We start from the raw sequence: 16,717 nt of genomic DNA, 5'->3' as shown, positions 1-16,717 counted from the left end.
ACTCGATATGACTGAACAAAGGCTGGAGCAGAAAATTCATCGTAGCTCGTATTGTTATACTATAACATGTCGAATTATTTCCAACGATGGACCTGCTTATGAATGCGCTGACTCTGCCGGACATTGCCGCGCAGGCTTCACGCCAAGCCTTGCCACTCGACTGGGTGGGGATGTGCGGCATCGCCTTGCCGATCCTGATTGACGGTCAACACATGGCCGCCACCGCTGACGCGGGCGTAAGCCTGGACGACGGCACGGCCCGTGGCATTCATATGTCACGCCTGTATCTGGCCCTGGAAATGCTTGATCAACAGCCGCTGACACCTGCACTGCTGCGTAATGTACTGCAGCGTTTTCTCGACACACATGAAGGTTTATCTAAGAACGCTTACCTGCGCATCCATACCCAGTTGCTGCTTAAACGCCCTGCACTGGTCAGCCCATTAGCTGGCTGGAAGACCTACCCGGTGAGCATCGAAGCACGTCTAGAAAACCAGATGTTCCACGTGGAACTAAAAATTGACGTTACTTACTCCTCAACCTGCCCTTGCTCCGCCGCCCTCGCCAGACAGTTGATTCAGCAGCAATTTGTCGATGATTTCGCCAACACACCGTTACAGCACGAAGCGGTGCTGGCCTGGCTCGGCAGCGCTAACGGCATCGTCGCCACACCCCATAGCCAACGCAGCAGCGCGCAGTTGCACGTTCATCTGCAAGGTACTGACCTGCCGATAGTCGACTTGATCAACGCTGCCGAAGCCGCGCTCGGCACCGCCGTACAAACCGCGGTGAAACGCGCAGACGAACAAGCCTTCGCCTTGGCCAACGGGCAGAACCTGATGTTCTGCGAAGACGCCGCTCGCCGCCTGAACCTCGCCTTGAAACGCTCGGATGCCATCAACGCCTTCCACCTCAAAGTGATCCACGCCGAAAGCCTGCACGCGCACGATGCCGTGGCTGAAAGCCGCTGGACGAGAGCTTCTGCATGATCACCTGCAACGTGTTGCGCTGGGGTGCCCCTGGGCAACCGCTCACCCCGGCATTGGATTTGACCCTGAAAAAAGGCAGCCTCACCGGCATCATCGGCGCCAACGGCACGGGCAAGAGCAGCCTGCTCAAAGTCATCGCCGGCCTGCAAAAGCCTTTGACGGGAAAGGTCATCGTGGATGTTCCACGCCGTGGCGGCCTGGCCTTCCTGCCCCAGCAGCAACACTTGGACCGCCAGTTTCCTATCAGCCTGCAAGAACTGGTGGCTGCAGGTTTTTGGGGCACCCAACACACCGCTCAACAACGCAGCCAACGCCTGCAAGCGGTACTGGAAGACTGGTGTCTGATTGGCCTGGAACACCGCCCCTTGATGGCACTGTCCGGCGGCGAATTGCAGCGCGCCCTGCTGGCACGCATGAGCCTGGCCGATGCACCTGTCCTGCTGCTCGATGAACCTCATGCAGCCCTCGACGAGGATGGCCAGGCGCTGTGCTGGAAACACATCCATGCCTGGCACAGCGAAGGCCGCACCCTGGTGATCGTCTGCCATGACCTGGCCTCCGTGCGCCACCACACCCAGCACGTACTGCAGATCAAAAACACCGGCTGCGTATTCGGCCCCAGCAAAGAGCTGATCCGCCCGCAACCGCAGATGCAGGTGGCCTGAATGCACTTCACTGCGCACTTGTGGCTGCCGTTTCATGAATTTGTTTTTATGCGCCGCGCACTCATCGGCGGTTTGGTACTGGCCTGCAGCACGGCGCCGCTGGGGGTGTTTCTGATCCTGCGGCGCATGAGCCTGATCGGTGATGCGGTAGCCCACGGCATCCTGCCCGGCGCCGCCCTGGGCTTCTGGTTCGCCGGGCTAAGCCTGCCCGCGCTGACCCTCGGCGGCCTGGGTGCGGGCCTGAGCATGGCCGGCCTGGCCGCGTGGATCACCCGCCGCACCGGGCTGCGTGAAGACGCCAGCCTCGCGGCCATCTACCCCATCTCTCTTGCCGCCGGCGTACTGATCCTGGGCCTTGCCGGCAAGCGCCTGGACCTGCTGCACCTGCTGTTCGGCTCCGCCCTGGCCGTGGATCACACCACCCTGACCGGCATGCTCTGGGTCTCGGGTTTCAGCCTGATCGCCATGGCGCTGATCTACAAACCGCTACTGCTGGACACCCTCGACCCGCTGTTCCTGCAAACGGTCAGCCGCCTCGGCCCCCTCGCCCATGGCGTGTTCCTGACCCTGGTGGTGCTGAACCTGGTGATTGGCTTCCAGGCCATCGGCGCGCTGATGGTGGTCGGCTTGATGATGTTGCCGGCCATCGCCTCACGCTTCTGGAGCCGACGCTTGCCGGTGTTGATCGCAGTATCGGCGCTGCTGGGCTGCCTGTCGGTGTGGTTGGGTTTGCTGCTGTCGTTCTACTACTCACTGCCCAGCGGCCCGGCCATCGTGCTGGTGGCGGGCGCTGGGTATTTGTTGTCCGTGGTATTCGGTCCGGTGCACGGTTTGTTGCGCCGCCCGCCTTTGCTCACATCCCAATGAGGTGTTTTCCCATGCGCGCTCTACTCGTGCTGTTCAGTCTGCTGCTGCCGCTGTCGATGGCTCACGCGGCAGACAAACTCCAAGTGGTCACCAGCTTCAGTATTCTCGATGACATCACCCACCAGATCGGTGGCGAGCATATCCAGATCAGTAACATGGTCGGCCCGGACGCCGATGCCCATACCTATGAACCCACGCCGGATGACGCCAAGGCACTGCTCAAGGCCAAGGTCATCATCAAGAACGGCCTGGGTTTCGAGCCGTGGCTGGACCGCCTGGTCACCAGCACCGAAACCAAAGCAACGGTGGTCACCGCCAGCAAAGGCGTGATTTCCCACACCATGGACGAGGATGGCGAAACCATTCCCGACCCGCACGCCTGGCACAACCTGGCCAATGCCGAGATCTATGTGAGCAACATCACCAAGGCCCTGGTGGCCGCCGACCCGGCCAACAAGACCGCCTACCTGCGCAACAGCCAGGCCTACCTCAAGCAAATCCATAGCCTGCTGGACGAGGCCAAGGCCAAGTTCGGCGCACTGCCACCGGGTAACCGCCGCATCGTCACCTCCCATGACGCTTTCGGTTACCTGGGCCAGGCCTATGGCATCCAGTTCCTCGCGCCCCAGGGCTTGTCCACCGAACGTGACCCTTCGGCCGCTGAAGTTGCCGCGCTGATCACCCAGATTCGCAAGGACAAGGTCAAAGCCGTGTTCATGGAAAACATCAAGGACTCGCGCCTGCTCAAGCAGATCGCTGACGAAAGCGGCGCACAGATCGGCGGCACGCTGTATTCCGACGCTCTCGCCACAGAAGGCCCGGCCAGCACCTTTATCGGGCTGTTCGAATACAACCTCAACACCCTGTGCGCCGCACTGAGCCAGCCATGATCCGCAAAAATCCTTCCGGCGACCTGCCGGTGATTGCAGAGTCGGCCTACGTCGATAAAACCGCGATCATCTGCGGCAAAGTCATCATCGGCGAGAACGTGTTCGTGGGCCCTTACGCCGTGATCCGCGCCGACGAAGTCGATGCCAGCGGCGCCATGGACCCGATCACCATCGGCGCCAATTCCAACATTCAGGACGGCGTGGTCATCCACTCCAAGTCCGGCGCAGCGGTGACCATCGGTGAATTCACCTCCATCGCCCACCGTTCCATCGTCCACGGCCCCTGCACGGTGGGCGACCGTGTGTTTATTGGCTTCAACAGCGTGCTGTTCAATTGCGCCGTGGGCGATGGATGCGTGGTGCGCCACAACTCAGTGGTGGACGGCCGCGACCTGCCCGCCGCCTTCTACGTGCCCTCCACCACGCGTATCGGCCCCAACACCGATTTATCGCAGTTCCCGCCGGTGAGTGTCAGCGCCTCGGAGTTTTCCGAAGACGTGGCACGCACCAACGTCGACCTGGTACGCGGCTACAAAGCCCTGCAAAACGAGTTCTGAACCATGAGCCGCCTGCTGATCCGCAACGCCCGCCTGGTCAACGAAGGCCAGGTATTCGACGCCGACGTACTGATCGCCAATGGCCGTATCGAGAAGATTGCCGCCAGCATTCAAGGCACTAACGAACCAGTGGAAATCGATGCCAACGGCCAGTGGCTACTGCCAGGGATGATCGACGACCAAGTGCATTTTCGCGAACCCGGCGCGCCGGAAAAAGGCAGCTTCTACAGCGAATCCCGCGCGGCGGTGGCCGGTGGCATCACCAGCTTCATGGACATGCCCAACACCAGCCCGGCCACCCTGAACCTGGAAGCCCTGGCCGATAAAAAGCGCCGTGCCGCACTGCACTCAGTGGCCAACTACGGCTTTCACTTTGGCGTGAGCAACGACAACCTCGACACCGTCGCGGCCCTTGACCCCCGTGAAGTGGCTGGGGTCAAAGTGTTCATGGGCGCCTCCACCGGCAATATGCTGGTGGACGACCCACGCATTCTGGAGCGCCTGTTTGCCGAGGTGCCAACCATCCTGCTCGCTCACTGCGAACACACGCCCAGCATCCTGGCAAACGAGCAGCGCCTGCGCGAACGCTTCGGCGAGCATATTCCCGCCGTGGCTCATCCGCTGATCCGCGATGCCGAGGCCTGTTATCGCTCGTCATCGTTCGCCGTGGAATTGGCCAAACGCCATGGCACGCGCCTGCATGTGTTGCACCTGACCAGCGCTCGCGAACTCGCGCTGTTCGAAGACAAGCCTCTGGCCGACAAGCACATCACCGCCGAAGTCTGCGTGCACCACCTGCTGTTCGATGACCGCGATTACCACCGCCTTGGCCATCAGATCAAATGCAACCCGGCGATCAAGACCCGCGCCGACCGCGACGCTTTGCGCGTGGCGTTATTGAGTCACCGTCTGGATGTGATTGGCACCGACCATGCGCCACATACCTGGGCGCAAAAACAGTTGGCCTATCGGCAAGCACCCTCAGGCTTGCCCCTGGTGCAGCATGCCCTGCCGGCGTTGCTGGAGTTGGTGGCCGACGGGCATTTGCCCCTCACCACATTGGTCGCCAAGACCAGCCACCGCGTGGCCGACCTGTTCGCCATTGCTGATCGCGGCTACGTGCGTGAAGGCTATTGGGCCGACCTGGTACTGATCAAACCGGAGCCTGCCGGCAAGCCGGTCAGCAGCCAACCCATCCTCGCCCGCTGCGGCTGGACACCCTTTGCAGAACGCAGCTTTCGTCACAGCGTAAGTACAACATTGGTCAGCGGCCACCTGGCCTGGCACAACGGCCAGGTGGTCAACAGTTGCCAGGGCTTGCCCCTGCAGTTTGGGCGTTAAGCGCGAGGTTTGACCGAACCGCAATCGTTGCCCAGCCACTGGGCGTGGCTGTCGAGGCTACCCTTCTGCTGGATGCCGGTGGCATTGAAGGTACCGTTGACGCTGGTGGTGAATTCTTTCTGGCTCTGGAACGTTGCCACACCAGTGCCCTGGGCTTTCGGACAACTGAAGCGGAACTTCCACTGGTTGCCGCTCTTGTCGGTGACTTCCTGTTTGCAGCCCGATTGGGGGTCGGTCAGCGGGATCGAGTCGGAGGCCACCTGAGCCGGGGTCAGGCACACCTGCACGCCCTTACCGGCCATGTTGATGCCTTGCTTTTCGAGCATGGCGCGCTGTTCCGGGGTCATCTGTTGCTTGAGCTGACCGAGGATCAGCGACAAGTCCGGCAGGTCCTGGTTATCGACTTTCATATTGCTGGTGGTCAATTCCCACAAGCCCGGCGCCAGCATCTGCGCCTGCGCCGCCACAGGCAGCGACAAACCAACAACCATGGCCAAACCAAACAGACGAGCATTCATCGGGTAACTCCTGGGTAATTGTGGGCGTTAGACGTCGCAAAGCAGCCAGTGTTGCATGGCAAATAAAATAGCGACATTCACAGCCGTTCATGGTCTGTTACGCACTGGACTGCCCGGAGTTACGACGTTCATGGATTTCTTTGGCCCGCACCTGCTCGCCTACGTCATTGCCACGCTGCACTTTCTGGGAACGCTCGCCGCGATCCACGCAGTACTGACCGTGCGCACCGCGCAAGGCTCGATCGCCTGGGCGCTGTCACTGATGTTCATGCCCTACCTGACGCTGATCCCCTACCTGATTTTTGGCCGCAGCACCTTCGACGCGTACATCCAGGCCCGTCGCCAGGCTAACCAGGAAATGCACACGGCCATCACCGAGTTGAACTGGCGCCCGTGGGTGGAGGAAGCGCTCGCAGCACGCAACTCCAGCGCCTATGCCTCTTTGCGGGCCATGCCCAAGCTGGGCCGTATGCCGTGCCTGGCCAATAATGAAGTGCGCCTGTTGATCAATGGTGACGCCACTTTCGGCGCGATCTTCGAGGCTATCCGTCACGCAAAGACCGCCGTGCTGTTCCAGTTTTTCATCATTCACGATGACGAACTGGGTCGCCAGTTGCAGGCCCTGTTGAAGGAAAAAGCCGCCCAAGGCGTGGCCATTTACGTGCTGTACGACCGCATCGGCAGCCACGCCCTGCCCCATCGTTACGTGCAGGCTCTGCGTGACGTTGGCGTGCAGGTCAAGGCGTTCGCCACCCGCAGTGGCTGGCTCAATCGTTTCCAGGTCAACTTCCGTAACCATCGCAAGATCGTGGTGGTGGACGGCATCACCGGGTTTGTCGGTGGGCACAACGTAGGCGATGAATACCTGGGTAAAAAACCGCCGCTGGCGCCATGGCGCGATACCCATGTGCAAGTCACCGGGCCAGTGGTGGCGTGCCTGCAGGAGTCGTTTGCCGAGGACTGGTTCTGGGCGGCACGGGAACTCCCGCCGCTGATCCTGCCGGATGCCTACCCCGAGGACGGCGTGCTCTGCCAGTTACTCGCCAGCGGCCCGGCGGACCCTTATGAAACCTGCTCGCTGTTTTTCGTCGAGGCCATCCATGCCGCGACCGAGCGCGTGTGGATCACCAGCCCGTACTTCATCCCCGACGAGGCAGTATTTGCCGCCCTGCGCTTGGCGGTGTTACGCGGGGTCGATGTGCGCCTGCTGCTGCCGTCACGGCCCGACCATCGCATCGTGTATGCCGCATCCAGCCTGTACGCCAACGAAGCGGTGCGAGCGGGCGTGCGGGTGTTTCGCTACACCCCGGGCTTTTTGCATCAGAAGGTGGTGTTGGTGGACAGCGAAATCAGCGCCATTGGCAGCGCCAACATGGACAACCGTTCGTTCCGGCTGAATTTTGAAGTGATGCTGCTGACGGTGGATGAAGCCTTCGCCAGCCAGGTTGAACAGATGCTGCTGGACGACTTTGCCCTGGCCCATGAAGTCAGCCAGGAAGAAAGCCGCGAGACCCGTCGCCTGCAGCAACTGGGCATGCGCGTGGCGCGCTTGATCTCACCCATCCTCTAACCGCCAACACAAAACCAATAATGTAGGAGCGAGCTTGCTCGCGAAAAACTCCCAGGCGCCGCGTTCATTCAGCAAGCACGCGTTATCGTTGACGTTTTTCGCGAGCAAGCTCGCTCCTACAGTTTTGAGCGTGATCAGCGGTAAAGGTCTTCCCGCGTCCACGGCAGTTCATGCCCGCCATCGGCATGGGGTTTGACTGCCAGTATCTGGTGCAGGTTGATCCAGCCACGGGCAAACGCGTAAGCGCAACCGGCCAGGTACAGCCGCCAGATGCGTAGCGCCTGCTCAGGCACCATCTTCGCCGCCGCTTCCAGGTTGTCTTCCAGGCGCTCGCTCCAATGGTCCAACGTGCGGGCGTAATGCATACGCAGGCTTTCGACATCGACCACTTCCAGCCCTGCTTCACTGATCTGGGCGGTCATCATCGCCAGGTGCGGAAGTTCACCGTTGGGGAACACGTAGCGCTCGATAAACTCGCCGGCGCCACGGCCCACGGGGCGGCCGTCGGTGTGCTTGGCGGTGATGCCATGGTTCATCACCAGGCCACCTTCACGCACCGCGCCGAACAAGGTCTGGCAGTATTGCGCCAGGTTGGCGTGGCCGACGTGTTCGAACATGCCCACGCTCACCACTTTGTCAAAACGGCCGTCCTGGGGCAGGTCGCGGTAGTCGAGTAATTGCAGGTCGACCTGGTCTTCCAGCCCTTCGGCTTTCACCCGCTCCTTGGCCAGCGCCAGTTGTTCTTTGCTCAAGGTGATGCCGAACACCTTGACCCCGAACTCCCGCGCCGCATAGCGCGCCAGCCCGCCCCAGCCACAGCCCACATCCAGCAGATACTCACCCGGCTGCAGCCGCAACTTGCGGCACAGGTGGCGGAATTTGTCTTGTTGGGCCTGGTCGATCGACTCGCTGCCGGTTTCGAAATAACCGCAGGAATACGCCATGTCCTGGTCCAGCCATAGCTGGTAGAACTCGTTGGACAGGTCGTAATGGTAGGAAATGGAAGCGGCGTCGGTGGCCTTGTCGTGAATCGAGCGCACCGGACGACTCTCCTCGTCGTCCTCGACCAAAGCGTGACTCAACTCGTCACATACCCTGATCACTTCGGTGATGGAGCCTTCCAGCTCCAGTTTTCCCTCAACGAAGGCTTCGCCCAGCGAGTCGAGCGTTGGATGGGTCAGCCTGGATACAACCGTGGGGTCCTTGACCACGATGGTGACGCTGGGCTCAGGGCCCAAGTTGAATTCATGGCCGTCCCAGAGTCGAAGACGCAGCGGTAGCTGAAGATTCTGTAAGGCCGGTGGAAGTTGCGCGAGCATGAGTAATCCCCCCTTGCTTCAGACGTCTGCTGTGAGGGTAGACCATGCCAAACAAAGTAGGAAGCTATCGAATCAATAGCCCCCCTTCTATGGCGCTCGGCGCTCGAGCAAACCCTCCTGGACCCACTGTTTCAGCCAAGTGGCCGCTTGCAGCGACGCCCCCTCTGAATAAGTGACCGCCAGCTCAGTACACAGTTCTGAAAAATTCCACCCCAGGGTCACCATGCCCGACAGCGCACAGGCTTCAGCGGCTTCCAGGCTGCGGTAGTGGCAGCGGTTCTGGTTGCGCCACACCAGGCAGATTTGCGCCGGGTCCAGCGCCTGGCTGCCTGGGAAGTCTGATTCATCCTTACTGGCTCGCCAGATTGCCACTGTGTTGAAACGGCAAAGCAGCTGCTGTACCGAAGGCGCCAGCGCAACCTGCAAGGTGGGCCAATCTTCAGGCGCCAGGTGCGCCATGTCATTCAAGGTCAGCGGCTCCCCTTCGGGTGCGTCAAACGCCAAGGTGAACGCCCACTCCAGGCGTGCCAACTCAGCCAAAGGCGCACTTTGCGCAGCCATCAGATGCTCCACGATAAACATCGCAAAGCGCTCGCCCAACCAGCGCACGCTGTAATGGGCCGAGGGATAACGGCGGATGTAGGCCTCGGTCAGTGAGCAAAACGCCTCATCTCCCAGCCAATACCAGATGGCACCGAAGTCATGGCGCAGCACCTCCTGCAGGCGTGACAGGTAAGCGTTGTGGTAAATCGCAAGGCCAGTGTCCACATCCAACGTCGGCCCTCCCAGCAAGGTGGCGGCAAAGCCGCTGTTGGCCGCGGGGGCTTCGGATAATAGATGCTGTTCAAACGCCAACTGCCAGTCGATCAGGCGCATAACGCTCTCCGGGCCAAGGCGCTGGCCCCCAGTTCACGGGCTTTGTTCAACTCGGTGAGCAACTCTTCAAAAGGCGGAAAATGGTCATCGCGTTCCAGCAAGGTCGACACTGGGCCCAGATGTTCGAGGGTTTGCTGGTAAAGCGCCCACACCGGGTCGCACACGGGATGGTCATGGGTATCGACCACATAGTCGCCATAGTCCATATGCCCCGCCAAATGCAGCTGGCGAATGCTTTCGGGTGGCAGGTTGCGAATGAAGGTCCAGGCATCAAAACCATGGTTACGTGCGCTGACGTAGACATTGTTGACGTCCAGCAGCAACTGGCAGCCGCTCAGGTGGGCCAAGGCGTTGAGGAACTCCCACTCGGTGAACTCATCCGCCTTGGAACGCACATAGCTGGAGACGTTTTCCAGCACCAGGGGGCGCTGCAACACGTCCTGCACCTGACGTACACGGCCGGCCACGTGATAAAGGCTTTCTTCGGTGTAAGGCAGGGGCAGCAAATCGTGTAGCTGATGCGCACTACCGCGGCTCCAGCACAGGTGATCGGAAATCCACGCCGGCTGAATGCGCTCTGCGAGCTGTTTGATGTGGTTCAGGTAATCGGTATCTAGGGCATGCGGCCCGCCGATGGACAACGACACACCGTGCATCACCAAGGGGTAACGCTCGGCTATCGCATCCAGGTAGTACAAGGCCTTGCCGCCCTGTACCAAGTAATTTTCGGAGATCACTTCGAACCAATCCACGGCCGGCGACTGTTCAAGGATCTGCTGGTAGTACTCACTGCGCAAACCCAGGCCGTAACCCAGACTTGGAAGGGACGCGGACATGTCTCACTCCTGGGCAAAGTGTCCGCAGCGGTGGCAGGCAGCCGCCGCGGTTGCACTCGTGTGCCGGTTACTCGCCGACTTTACCGCCAGCGGCGTCGCAGGCCGACTTGGTCATGGCCTTGAAGCCCTGGCCTTTGCACGCGCCCTGGCCCTTGCACGCGTGGTCCTTGGTTTTGCAGTCGTTCATGCCTTTGCAGGAGGTCACGCCGTAGCAGTGCACGGTGGCGTCTGCGGCTTGTACCTGAGTGGCCACACCAGCAAACAGAGAAGCGGCGGCCATTGCGAGGGCGGCACCAGCAGCAGCGGATTTAATGCTCATTGTTGTATTCCTCATGATCAGTAGTGGAGCCGGTCTGAACGGATTGTTCAGTCTCGACACAGCACTAGAGTGAGGTCCCCTATCGGCGTTACAGCCGTAAGCAAATATTTTTGAAATTATTCATCGAGCTTCAACAGCGGCTCCTGGAAGCGCAGCAAACGCCCGGCATTACCCAATACCAGCAAGGTACTGAGGTTGTGCAGCACCGCCGCGATCATCGCGCCCGCCGCCCCCAACCAGCCGAATGCGGCGAACACCACAATGGCCAGCGTCCACCCCAAGCCAATGATCACGTTGACCTGCAACGTCTGCCGGCACTGGCGACTCAAGCGCACGCAGGTACCCAGGCGGCGCAAATCGCTGCCGATCAACACCACGTCCGCCGAGGCCAGGGCGATGTCCGCACCGCCCGCGCCCATGGCCACGCCGACCACGCCGGCCTTGAGCGCCAGAGAGTCGTTGATGCCATCGCCCACCACCATTGGCCTGAAGCCACTGCTGATTTCCCCCAGCACGCGGTTGAGCTTGTCTTCCGGCAGCGCTTGGGCTTCGACATCACTGATGCCCACGTCCAGCGCCAGGCTGTCGGCCACGCTTTGGCGGTCGCCGGTCAGCAGCAGTTGGCGGCCCAGGCCCAAGTCACGCAATTCTTGCAGGGCCTGGCGTGCCTCGGGCTTGACGCTATCAGCCAACAGCATCCAGGCGAGGAACTTGCCGTTCAACGCTAACCCGGCAATCGGGCCATCGTGGGTGGGCACGTCGGTGGTGACGATGCCCAACTGTTCAAACAACTCCGGCCGTCCCAGCGCCGCTTCGCCCTGCTCGGTCTGGGCGACCACGCCCAGGCCCTGACGCTCGCGGATGTCGCTAAGCACCAGCATCTGCTCCTGGCTCGCCAACTCCGCCAACGCTCGGCTGACCGGGTGACTGCTTGCCGAACCGAGGCTGGCCGCCAGGTTCAGCAGCTTTTGGCGATCCGGGGCGGTGGTCTCGATGGACTGCAAGCGCAGGGTGCCAAAGGTCAGCGTGCCGGTCTTGTCGACCACCAGTGAAGTCAGGTCGGCCAGCTCTTCCAGGAACGCCGAGCTGCGAATCAGGATGCCATGGCGCGCCGCCACGGCGATCCCGGCAATCGCCGTGGCCGGTGCCGACAACACCAAGGCACAGGGGCACGCCGCTACCAGCACCGCGAGCATCGCCTGGGCGTCATTGGTGACAAACCAGGTGACGGCCGCCAGCAGCAACACCAGCACCATGTAGCTGCCGGCATAGCGCTCCAGCAGCCGGGTGATCGGCGGCTTGGAGCGCTCGGCGTTCTGCATCAGCGCAATGACTTTGCCCAACGTCGATTCGTTACCGGTGCGCGTGACCTCAAGGCGCAGCAGGCCATCGAGGTTGATCGCTCCACCAAACACCTGCACCCCCACGCTGGCTTCCAACGGCACCGACTCGCCGGTGATCGGCGCCGTGTCCAGGCTCGCCTGGCCGGACAACACCACGCCATCGGCCGGCACGCGGTCGCCGGCCCGCACTTCGACGATATCGCCGGTGTTCAAGGTGCCGTTATCCACTTCGGTGATGCTGCCGTCTGCCTGCACCAGGCGGGCATGGCTGCGGGTGAGTTTGCCCAAGGCATGGATCGCTTCCTGGGAACCAATCACGCTGCGTTCTTCCAGCACATGGCCGAAGATCATGATGATCGGTAGCAACGCGGCGGTGAGCAGATCGCCCGTGGCCCAAGCGCCGAGCATGGCCAGGGCGATCAATTGGTCGGTGATGCCGTGCAGGCTCGGAAAGCGCAGGCTGTACCAGGCTGAACGCATCACCGGCACCGCCACCAACAGCGAAGCCACGCCCAGCAGCAGCTGGCTGACGCCGCTCTGGTCCGGCGCGAGCCAGCGCCACACCAGGCCCAGCACGAGCAAGCCCAGGGCGAGCATCGCCAAGGTCAATTGCCGGGCAGCGCTGCGCTGTTCGGCGGAGGTCAGCATGGGTGCGCTCATTGTTCGGCTCCCTGGATGATCAAGCGGGAGTCGTCTTTGGGATCGACGGTGGTCACGGAACCGGCCTGGCCGAGAATCTTCGGCAGGCGTTCGCGGTACAGGCGCAACAGCAAACCGGGGTCTTTGACCTGGGCCAGGCTGGCAACGGTAGCGGTTTGCGCCTGGGCATTGGCCAAGCGCTCGCTGGCCTGGGCATGGGCGACTTGCACTTGGCGGTCAGCCTCCTGGTTGGCGGTCTGGGTGAGTTTTTCCGCTTCAGTGCGGGCGTTGGCCACGGCTTTATCGGCTTGCTGGCTGGCGGTCAGTACGGCGTTGAAGGCATTCACCGCAGGCCCAGGCAGGCTCGATTGCACATCGACGCGGGTGGCTTCGATACCCAGCCCCAAGCCGCTGGCCGCCAACTCCGCCAGGCGTTTGTTAATGCCTTGCACCAGGTCGCCGCGCAGCCGCTCACGGCGTTCGGCGGCGCCATTGTCGCTGCCGATCAGTTCCGGACGCGCTACCAGGATGGTGTCCAGATCCCGCGCAGCGGTAAGAGCCACTGCGCTGCGTGTCACCAGACGATCCAGCGCCGGCAGTACGTGGTCGCCTTGCAACACAAAGGCGTAGGGCTCGGTCACCTTGTAGAACACCCGCACGTCCAGTTGAACCACCCCGGCATCACCGGTCAGCAGGTAGCCGGAACCGGCCAGGGCATCGCTCAACGGCGTGGCGAAACTGGCCACACGATCGGCCTGCAACGCCGCATCGGAACGCAGCAGGCTTTCCACCCGGCGTTCGATCACTCGGTCGGCCGCTGGCAGCAGGACGACTTGTTCGATGGGTTGCGGCCAAGCCAGCAACAATCCGGCGTTCTGAATGCGATCGAGGGCGCCGAAATGCAGGACCACGGCGCGATTCTGCGGGTCGATCTGGCGCACATTGGAAAAGGCCCAGGCCAACGCTGCCAACACGGTGACCGCGTAGAGTGCCAGGAACGTCAGGCGCCCGGCCTGGATCCAAGGGCTGTCCGGGCTGTCAGGCTCGCTCATGGCTGCAGGTCCTTGGGCCCGTCCACCAGGGCGCGGAACGGCGCGGCGTCGGTGCGCAGGATGATCTTGGTCCCCGGCGTGACCACCGTGCCCAAGGTATCCAGCGAGCGCAGCAAGTTGTACAGCTGCGGATTGCCTGCGTAGGCACGGCCATAAATCTGCGCGGCTTCAACCCGCGACTGCGCTTCGATGTCAGCGGCTTTCACGGTGGCATCGGCCTGCATGATGCGCGCATCACGCTCGGCAGCGGAGCGGATCTGCGCCGCTTCGCGCTTGCCCACGGCAGTGCGTTCGGTGGCGATGGTTTCACGCTCGGCGCGCATGCGGTCAACCGTGGCGGTGAGGGTCACCGACGGCAACGTCAAGCGCTCGATGCCGACCTGCGCCACGCGCACGCCATAAGTGGTGAGCAATTGTTGATCAATCTGCTGGCGCAACTGCGCTTCAAAATCGGCGATGCGCACTTGGTTGGCGTCGGTATTGATCAAGCTGGACAGGTCAAAGCTGGCTGCTGTGGTTTCCAACGCCGAGCCGACGAAGGTACGAATCTGCCGCGCCGCCTCATCGGGCTGGTTCTGCACCGCGCGCATAAAGCGCTGCACGTTGTCGGCATCGCCCTGCACCTGCCACGCCACGTAGGCCTGCACGATAATCCGCAGGCCATCGCGGGTGCCCACATCCTGTAAACCGCTGGACGTGGTGCGCAGGCGCAGGTCCACCGGGATCGCCGCTTCGAACGGTGCCGGCCAGCGCCAACCCAGGCCCGGTTCCAGCAACACACGCGCAGGGTTGCCGAAGCGGGTAATCACCGTGGCCTCGCCGGAACGCACTTGCACCAGGCTCGCCGCTGCCACGGCAAACAGCACCAGCAACACCGCCCACGCCATGCGGCGCCAGGGAAAAGGCCCGGCCGCCTGCTCATCGCCGTGATGGTGGTGATGGTGGCCGTGATGGTGGTGATGACCGTGATCATGATCGTGGGAATGAGCGCTCAACAGACAGACTCCTTATTGAACGGCTTTGCGCGGCGCCGACGGGTCGGCGGGCAAGGTGAAAGAACGCAGATCGATCGTCGGCGCGCTGTCGCCGCCCAAACGATGATCCAGAATAAGCAGCTTGGCCTGGGCCAGGCCCTGGCTCAGTTGGCCCAGGTACTGTTCCAGCACGAAGGCTTGGCCCGCAGCGGCGTAGGCCTTTTGTTCGGCGGCAAAGCGCAGGTTTGCTGCTTGGGCGCCAGCGTTCACTTCGCGGGCGCTGGCCTGGGCCTGATCGCGGGCAGTGCTGGCTTGAAGCAGCGCCTGGTTGGTCTGTTCGCTGGCGGCACCGCGTTCACGGGCGATCAGCGCCTGGGCGCCGATCTGCGCGGCTTGCACACCGTGGTAAGCGTTAGCGGCACCGGCCGGCGGATGGATCGCCTCGACCACCGTGGCAAGGATTTCCACACCGCTGTCGAGGGTTTGCAGGTCGGCTTGCACGCTGCGGCCAATCTCGTCGGCGAGGCTGGTGCGCTCTTCCCCGAGCAATTCATCCAGGGTGCGCGAGGCAAAATCGTGCACCAGGATGCGGCTGGCGGTGCTGCGGATCAGGGTCGGGATATCCGCGCTGTTGTAGGTGGCAGCAAGCGCAGCCTGATCGGTGAGGCCGATGCGGTAGACAAAGCGCACGTCCATATTGACGATCTGGAAGCCCTGCTTGTCGCCGCTGCTGCTGGCAATGACCTGGGATTTGTCATTCACATGGCTGGCGTCCCACAGGCGGTTGGCGATCAACGGCGCCGGGCCTTCCGCGGCAGCCATCTGCGGTGTGGCGGCGTCACTGACGCTGGTCGCCAGCTCATGCACCACGCCGTTTTCAACATTCAGTACGCGGCCCAAAGGCCAGGGCAAACCCGCATGCAGGCCTGGGCCGAACACCTCGACCGGTTTACCAAAGCGCTCATAAATCCCACGGCCTTGCAGGGGCACTTCATGCACACCGGTCAGCGCCCAACCTACCGCCAGCACCACCAGCAGCACCGGGAAAAACGCCCGGCGCATGTAGGTAAAGGCCCAGATCTGACGCAGGTCGATGCCAAAACGGTTGTGCAGTTCATGCTGCAACGCCAGCAAGGGCTGCGGCGGCCAACGCAGCAGGCCGGCGATAAAACTCTGCGCCATCAGGCGCGGTTCGAGGCGCGGCTGGCGCGGGCTGAACAGCGAGAGCACGCCCCTGAGCAGGAACTCCAACGCCACCAACGCCGGCAACAGCCCCATGAGAGTGGCCAGGCGCAACGGCCAGACCGACTCTGCACTGGCAAACAGCAGGCAGATCGCGCTGAGCACCAGGCAGATAATTGCCATCCGGCTCAACTGCGCCAACTGTGAGGCTTCCGGCCATTGGGCGGCAGTTTCCTGGGCCAGGCGGCGTTCGAATACCAGCAGGCCAAACGCCAGGGCCAATGCGAGCGCTGCGCCAATACTTGCCGATTGCCCGATGGCGGCAGCGGGCAAGCCCAGGTTCCAGAACTGCAGGATGCTGACCAGCGCCAACAGCGACCAGCCGCCCAACCACAGCACCGGCGCGCCAATCTGCGCCAACAGGCCATTGCCGAATCGGTTGATCAGGCCCTTGTGCCAAGAAATGGCCTCGCTGTCAGGTTCGATCAACTCGCCGCTTGGCGCCTCCAGCGCCTGGGCGCGCCAATCTGCCACCCACCAGGCCGACTGCAACCCGGCCACCAGCAGCAGCAAGGCCGAGGCGCAGTTGATCAATACCACCGGCCAGATCGACAGGGGTGCAAACAACGCTACGAACAGCGCCAATATCCAACCACTGAGGGCCAGGGTCGTCAGGCCGATACCGGCTTGGCGCAATCGACGGGCGTGGAACAGCCCCTGCTGAAAACGCGCGAGGCCTTCAACCGAAGCCCCGTCAGCCTCTAGATCCACTTGCATCTG

General features: G+C 62.2%; 16 protein-coding genes. 7 read left to right on the top strand and 9 right to left on the bottom strand.

Features of this window, described 5'->3' with window-relative positions; genetic code table 11:
* Window positions 1–98: 98 nt before the first annotated feature.
* Genes folE2 through CRN80_RS09010 form a run of 6 tightly spaced genes read left to right on the top strand, consistent with a single transcriptional unit; the run spans window position 99 to window position 5,309 of the window.
* On the top strand, window positions 99–989 hold the full coding sequence (gene folE2, locus CRN80_RS09035; protein WP_098949993.1) for a GTP cyclohydrolase FolE2: 891 nt from the start codon (window positions 99–101) through the stop codon (window positions 987–989).
* A complete protein-coding gene (locus CRN80_RS09030; protein ID WP_098949992.1) occupies window positions 986–1,654 on the top strand; it encodes a metal ABC transporter ATP-binding protein in 669 nt (222 codons plus the stop codon). The genes folE2 and CRN80_RS09030 overlap by 4 nt, the downstream gene beginning before the upstream one ends.
* On the top strand, window positions 1,655–2,521 hold the full coding sequence (locus tag CRN80_RS09025) for a metal ABC transporter permease (RefSeq protein WP_098949991.1): 867 nt from the start codon (window positions 1,655–1,657) through the stop codon (window positions 2,519–2,521).
* 11 nt (window positions 2,522–2,532) lie between these two features.
* On the top strand, window positions 2,533–3,411 hold the full coding sequence (locus tag CRN80_RS09020; protein WP_098949990.1) for a metal ABC transporter substrate-binding protein: 879 nt from the start codon (window positions 2,533–2,535) through the stop codon (window positions 3,409–3,411).
* On the top strand, window positions 3,408–3,968 hold the full coding sequence (locus CRN80_RS09015) for a DapH/DapD/GlmU-related protein (protein WP_005792581.1): 561 nt from the start codon (window positions 3,408–3,410) through the stop codon (window positions 3,966–3,968). Before CRN80_RS09020 ends, CRN80_RS09015 begins: the two co-directional genes overlap by 4 nt.
* A gap of 3 nt (window positions 3,969–3,971) precedes the next feature.
* Window positions 3,972–5,309: a dihydroorotase gene (locus tag CRN80_RS09010; RefSeq protein WP_098949989.1), complete on the top strand. Its 1,338-nt coding sequence runs from the start codon at window positions 3,972–3,974 to the stop codon at window positions 5,307–5,309.
* Here CRN80_RS09010 and CRN80_RS09005 read toward each other — a convergent pair.
* Window positions 5,306–5,827, bottom strand: coding sequence for a DUF3617 domain-containing protein (locus CRN80_RS09005; RefSeq protein ID WP_098949988.1), 522 nt, complete (start codon window positions 5,825–5,827; stop codon window positions 5,306–5,308). The genes CRN80_RS09010 and CRN80_RS09005 overlap by 4 nt on opposite strands.
* A 130-nt stretch (window positions 5,828–5,957) precedes the next feature.
* Between CRN80_RS09005 and cls the strand changes: the two genes are divergently transcribed.
* Window positions 5,958–7,397 (top strand): cardiolipin synthase, encoded by a 1,440-nt coding sequence (gene cls / locus CRN80_RS09000; RefSeq protein ID WP_098949987.1) that lies wholly within the window; start codon window positions 5,958–5,960, stop codon window positions 7,395–7,397.
* Between the two features lie 134 nt (window positions 7,398–7,531).
* Here cls and cfaB read toward each other — a convergent pair whose 3' ends face one another.
* The 8 genes from cfaB to hflK (CRN80_RS08960) form a co-directional block, all read right to left on the bottom strand.
* Window positions 7,532–8,716, bottom strand: a complete 1,185-nt coding sequence (gene cfaB, locus CRN80_RS08995; protein WP_098949986.1) for a C17 cyclopropane fatty acid synthase CfaB — start codon at window positions 8,714–8,716, stop codon at window positions 7,532–7,534.
* Between the two features lie 87 nt (window positions 8,717–8,803).
* Window positions 8,804–9,592: a DNA-binding domain-containing protein gene (locus tag CRN80_RS08990; RefSeq protein ID WP_098949985.1), complete on the bottom strand. Its 789-nt coding sequence runs from the start codon at window positions 9,590–9,592 to the stop codon at window positions 8,804–8,806.
* Window positions 9,583–10,428: a DUF692 domain-containing protein gene (locus CRN80_RS08985; RefSeq protein WP_098949984.1), complete on the bottom strand. Its 846-nt coding sequence runs from the start codon at window positions 10,426–10,428 to the stop codon at window positions 9,583–9,585. Before CRN80_RS08985 ends, CRN80_RS08990 begins: the two co-directional genes overlap by 10 nt.
* 67 nt (window positions 10,429–10,495) lie before the next feature.
* Window positions 10,496–10,747: a hypothetical protein gene (locus tag CRN80_RS08980; RefSeq protein WP_098949983.1), complete on the bottom strand. Its 252-nt coding sequence runs from the start codon at window positions 10,745–10,747 to the stop codon at window positions 10,496–10,498.
* A 116-nt stretch (window positions 10,748–10,863) separates the two neighbouring features.
* Window positions 10,864–12,750, bottom strand: coding sequence for a cation-translocating P-type ATPase (locus CRN80_RS08975; RefSeq protein ID WP_032894399.1), 1,887 nt, complete (start codon window positions 12,748–12,750; stop codon window positions 10,864–10,866).
* The gene (gene hflK / locus CRN80_RS08970; protein WP_098949982.1) at window positions 12,747–13,781 is read right to left on the bottom strand and encodes a protease modulator HflK; all 1,035 of its coding nucleotides are present in this window, start codon (window positions 13,779–13,781) and stop codon (window positions 12,747–12,749) included. Before hflK (CRN80_RS08970) ends, CRN80_RS08975 begins: the two co-directional genes overlap by 4 nt.
* Window positions 13,778–14,779, bottom strand: a complete 1,002-nt coding sequence (gene hflC / locus CRN80_RS08965; protein WP_161794309.1) for a protease modulator HflC — start codon at window positions 14,777–14,779, stop codon at window positions 13,778–13,780. Before hflC ends, hflK (CRN80_RS08970) begins: the two co-directional genes overlap by 4 nt.
* Before the next feature lie 9 nt (window positions 14,780–14,788).
* A complete protein-coding gene (gene hflK / locus CRN80_RS08960; RefSeq protein WP_098952585.1) occupies window positions 14,789–16,714 on the bottom strand; it encodes a protease modulator HflK in 1,926 nt (641 codons plus the stop codon).
* Window positions 16,715–16,717: the final 3 nt, after the last annotated feature.

The sequence above is a fragment of the Pseudomonas sp. FDAARGOS_380 genome (assembly GCF_002591235.1).
In the GTDB taxonomy this organism is placed as follows: Bacteria; Pseudomonadota; Gammaproteobacteria; order Pseudomonadales; family Pseudomonadaceae; genus Aquipseudomonas; species Aquipseudomonas salmasensis.
This window is presented reverse-complemented; position numbering and strand designations above follow the sequence as displayed.

What these genes read in the sequence shown, in the direction of transcription:
- CRN80_RS09025 (WP_098949991.1), top strand. Translation starts at nt 1,655, where the DNA reads ATGCACTTCACTGCGCACTTGTGGCTGCCGTTTCATGAATTTGTTTTT.
- hflK (WP_098952585.1), bottom strand. Translation starts at nt 16,714, where the DNA reads ATGCAAGTGGATCTAGAGGCTGACGGGGCTTCGGTTGAAGGCCTCGCG.
- CRN80_RS08980 (WP_098949983.1), bottom strand. Translation starts at nt 10,747, where the DNA reads ATGAGCATTAAATCCGCTGCTGCTGGTGCCGCCCTCGCAATGGCCGCC.
- CRN80_RS08975 (WP_032894399.1), bottom strand. Translation starts at nt 12,750, where the DNA reads ATGAGCGCACCCATGCTGACCTCCGCCGAACAGCGCAGCGCTGCCCGG.
- CRN80_RS08985 (WP_098949984.1), bottom strand. Translation starts at nt 10,428, where the DNA reads ATGTCCGCGTCCCTTCCAAGTCTGGGTTACGGCCTGGGTTTGCGCAGT.
- CRN80_RS09020 (WP_098949990.1), top strand. Translation starts at nt 2,533, where the DNA reads ATGCGCGCTCTACTCGTGCTGTTCAGTCTGCTGCTGCCGCTGTCGATG.
- CRN80_RS08990 (WP_098949985.1), bottom strand. Translation starts at nt 9,592, where the DNA reads ATGCGCCTGATCGACTGGCAGTTGGCGTTTGAACAGCATCTATTATCC.
- folE2 (WP_098949993.1), top strand. Translation starts at nt 99, where the DNA reads ATGAATGCGCTGACTCTGCCGGACATTGCCGCGCAGGCTTCACGCCAA.
- cfaB (WP_098949986.1), bottom strand. Translation starts at nt 8,716, where the DNA reads ATGCTCGCGCAACTTCCACCGGCCTTACAGAATCTTCAGCTACCGCTG.
- CRN80_RS09005 (WP_098949988.1), bottom strand. Translation starts at nt 5,827, where the DNA reads ATGAATGCTCGTCTGTTTGGTTTGGCCATGGTTGTTGGTTTGTCGCTG.
- cls (WP_098949987.1), top strand. Translation starts at nt 5,958, where the DNA reads ATGGATTTCTTTGGCCCGCACCTGCTCGCCTACGTCATTGCCACGCTG.
- CRN80_RS09030 (WP_098949992.1), top strand. Translation starts at nt 986, where the DNA reads ATGATCACCTGCAACGTGTTGCGCTGGGGTGCCCCTGGGCAACCGCTC.
- hflK (WP_098949982.1), bottom strand. Translation starts at nt 13,781, where the DNA reads ATGAGCGAGCCTGACAGCCCGGACAGCCCTTGGATCCAGGCCGGGCGC.
- CRN80_RS09010 (WP_098949989.1), top strand. Translation starts at nt 3,972, where the DNA reads ATGAGCCGCCTGCTGATCCGCAACGCCCGCCTGGTCAACGAAGGCCAG.
- CRN80_RS09015 (WP_005792581.1), top strand. Translation starts at nt 3,408, where the DNA reads ATGATCCGCAAAAATCCTTCCGGCGACCTGCCGGTGATTGCAGAGTCG.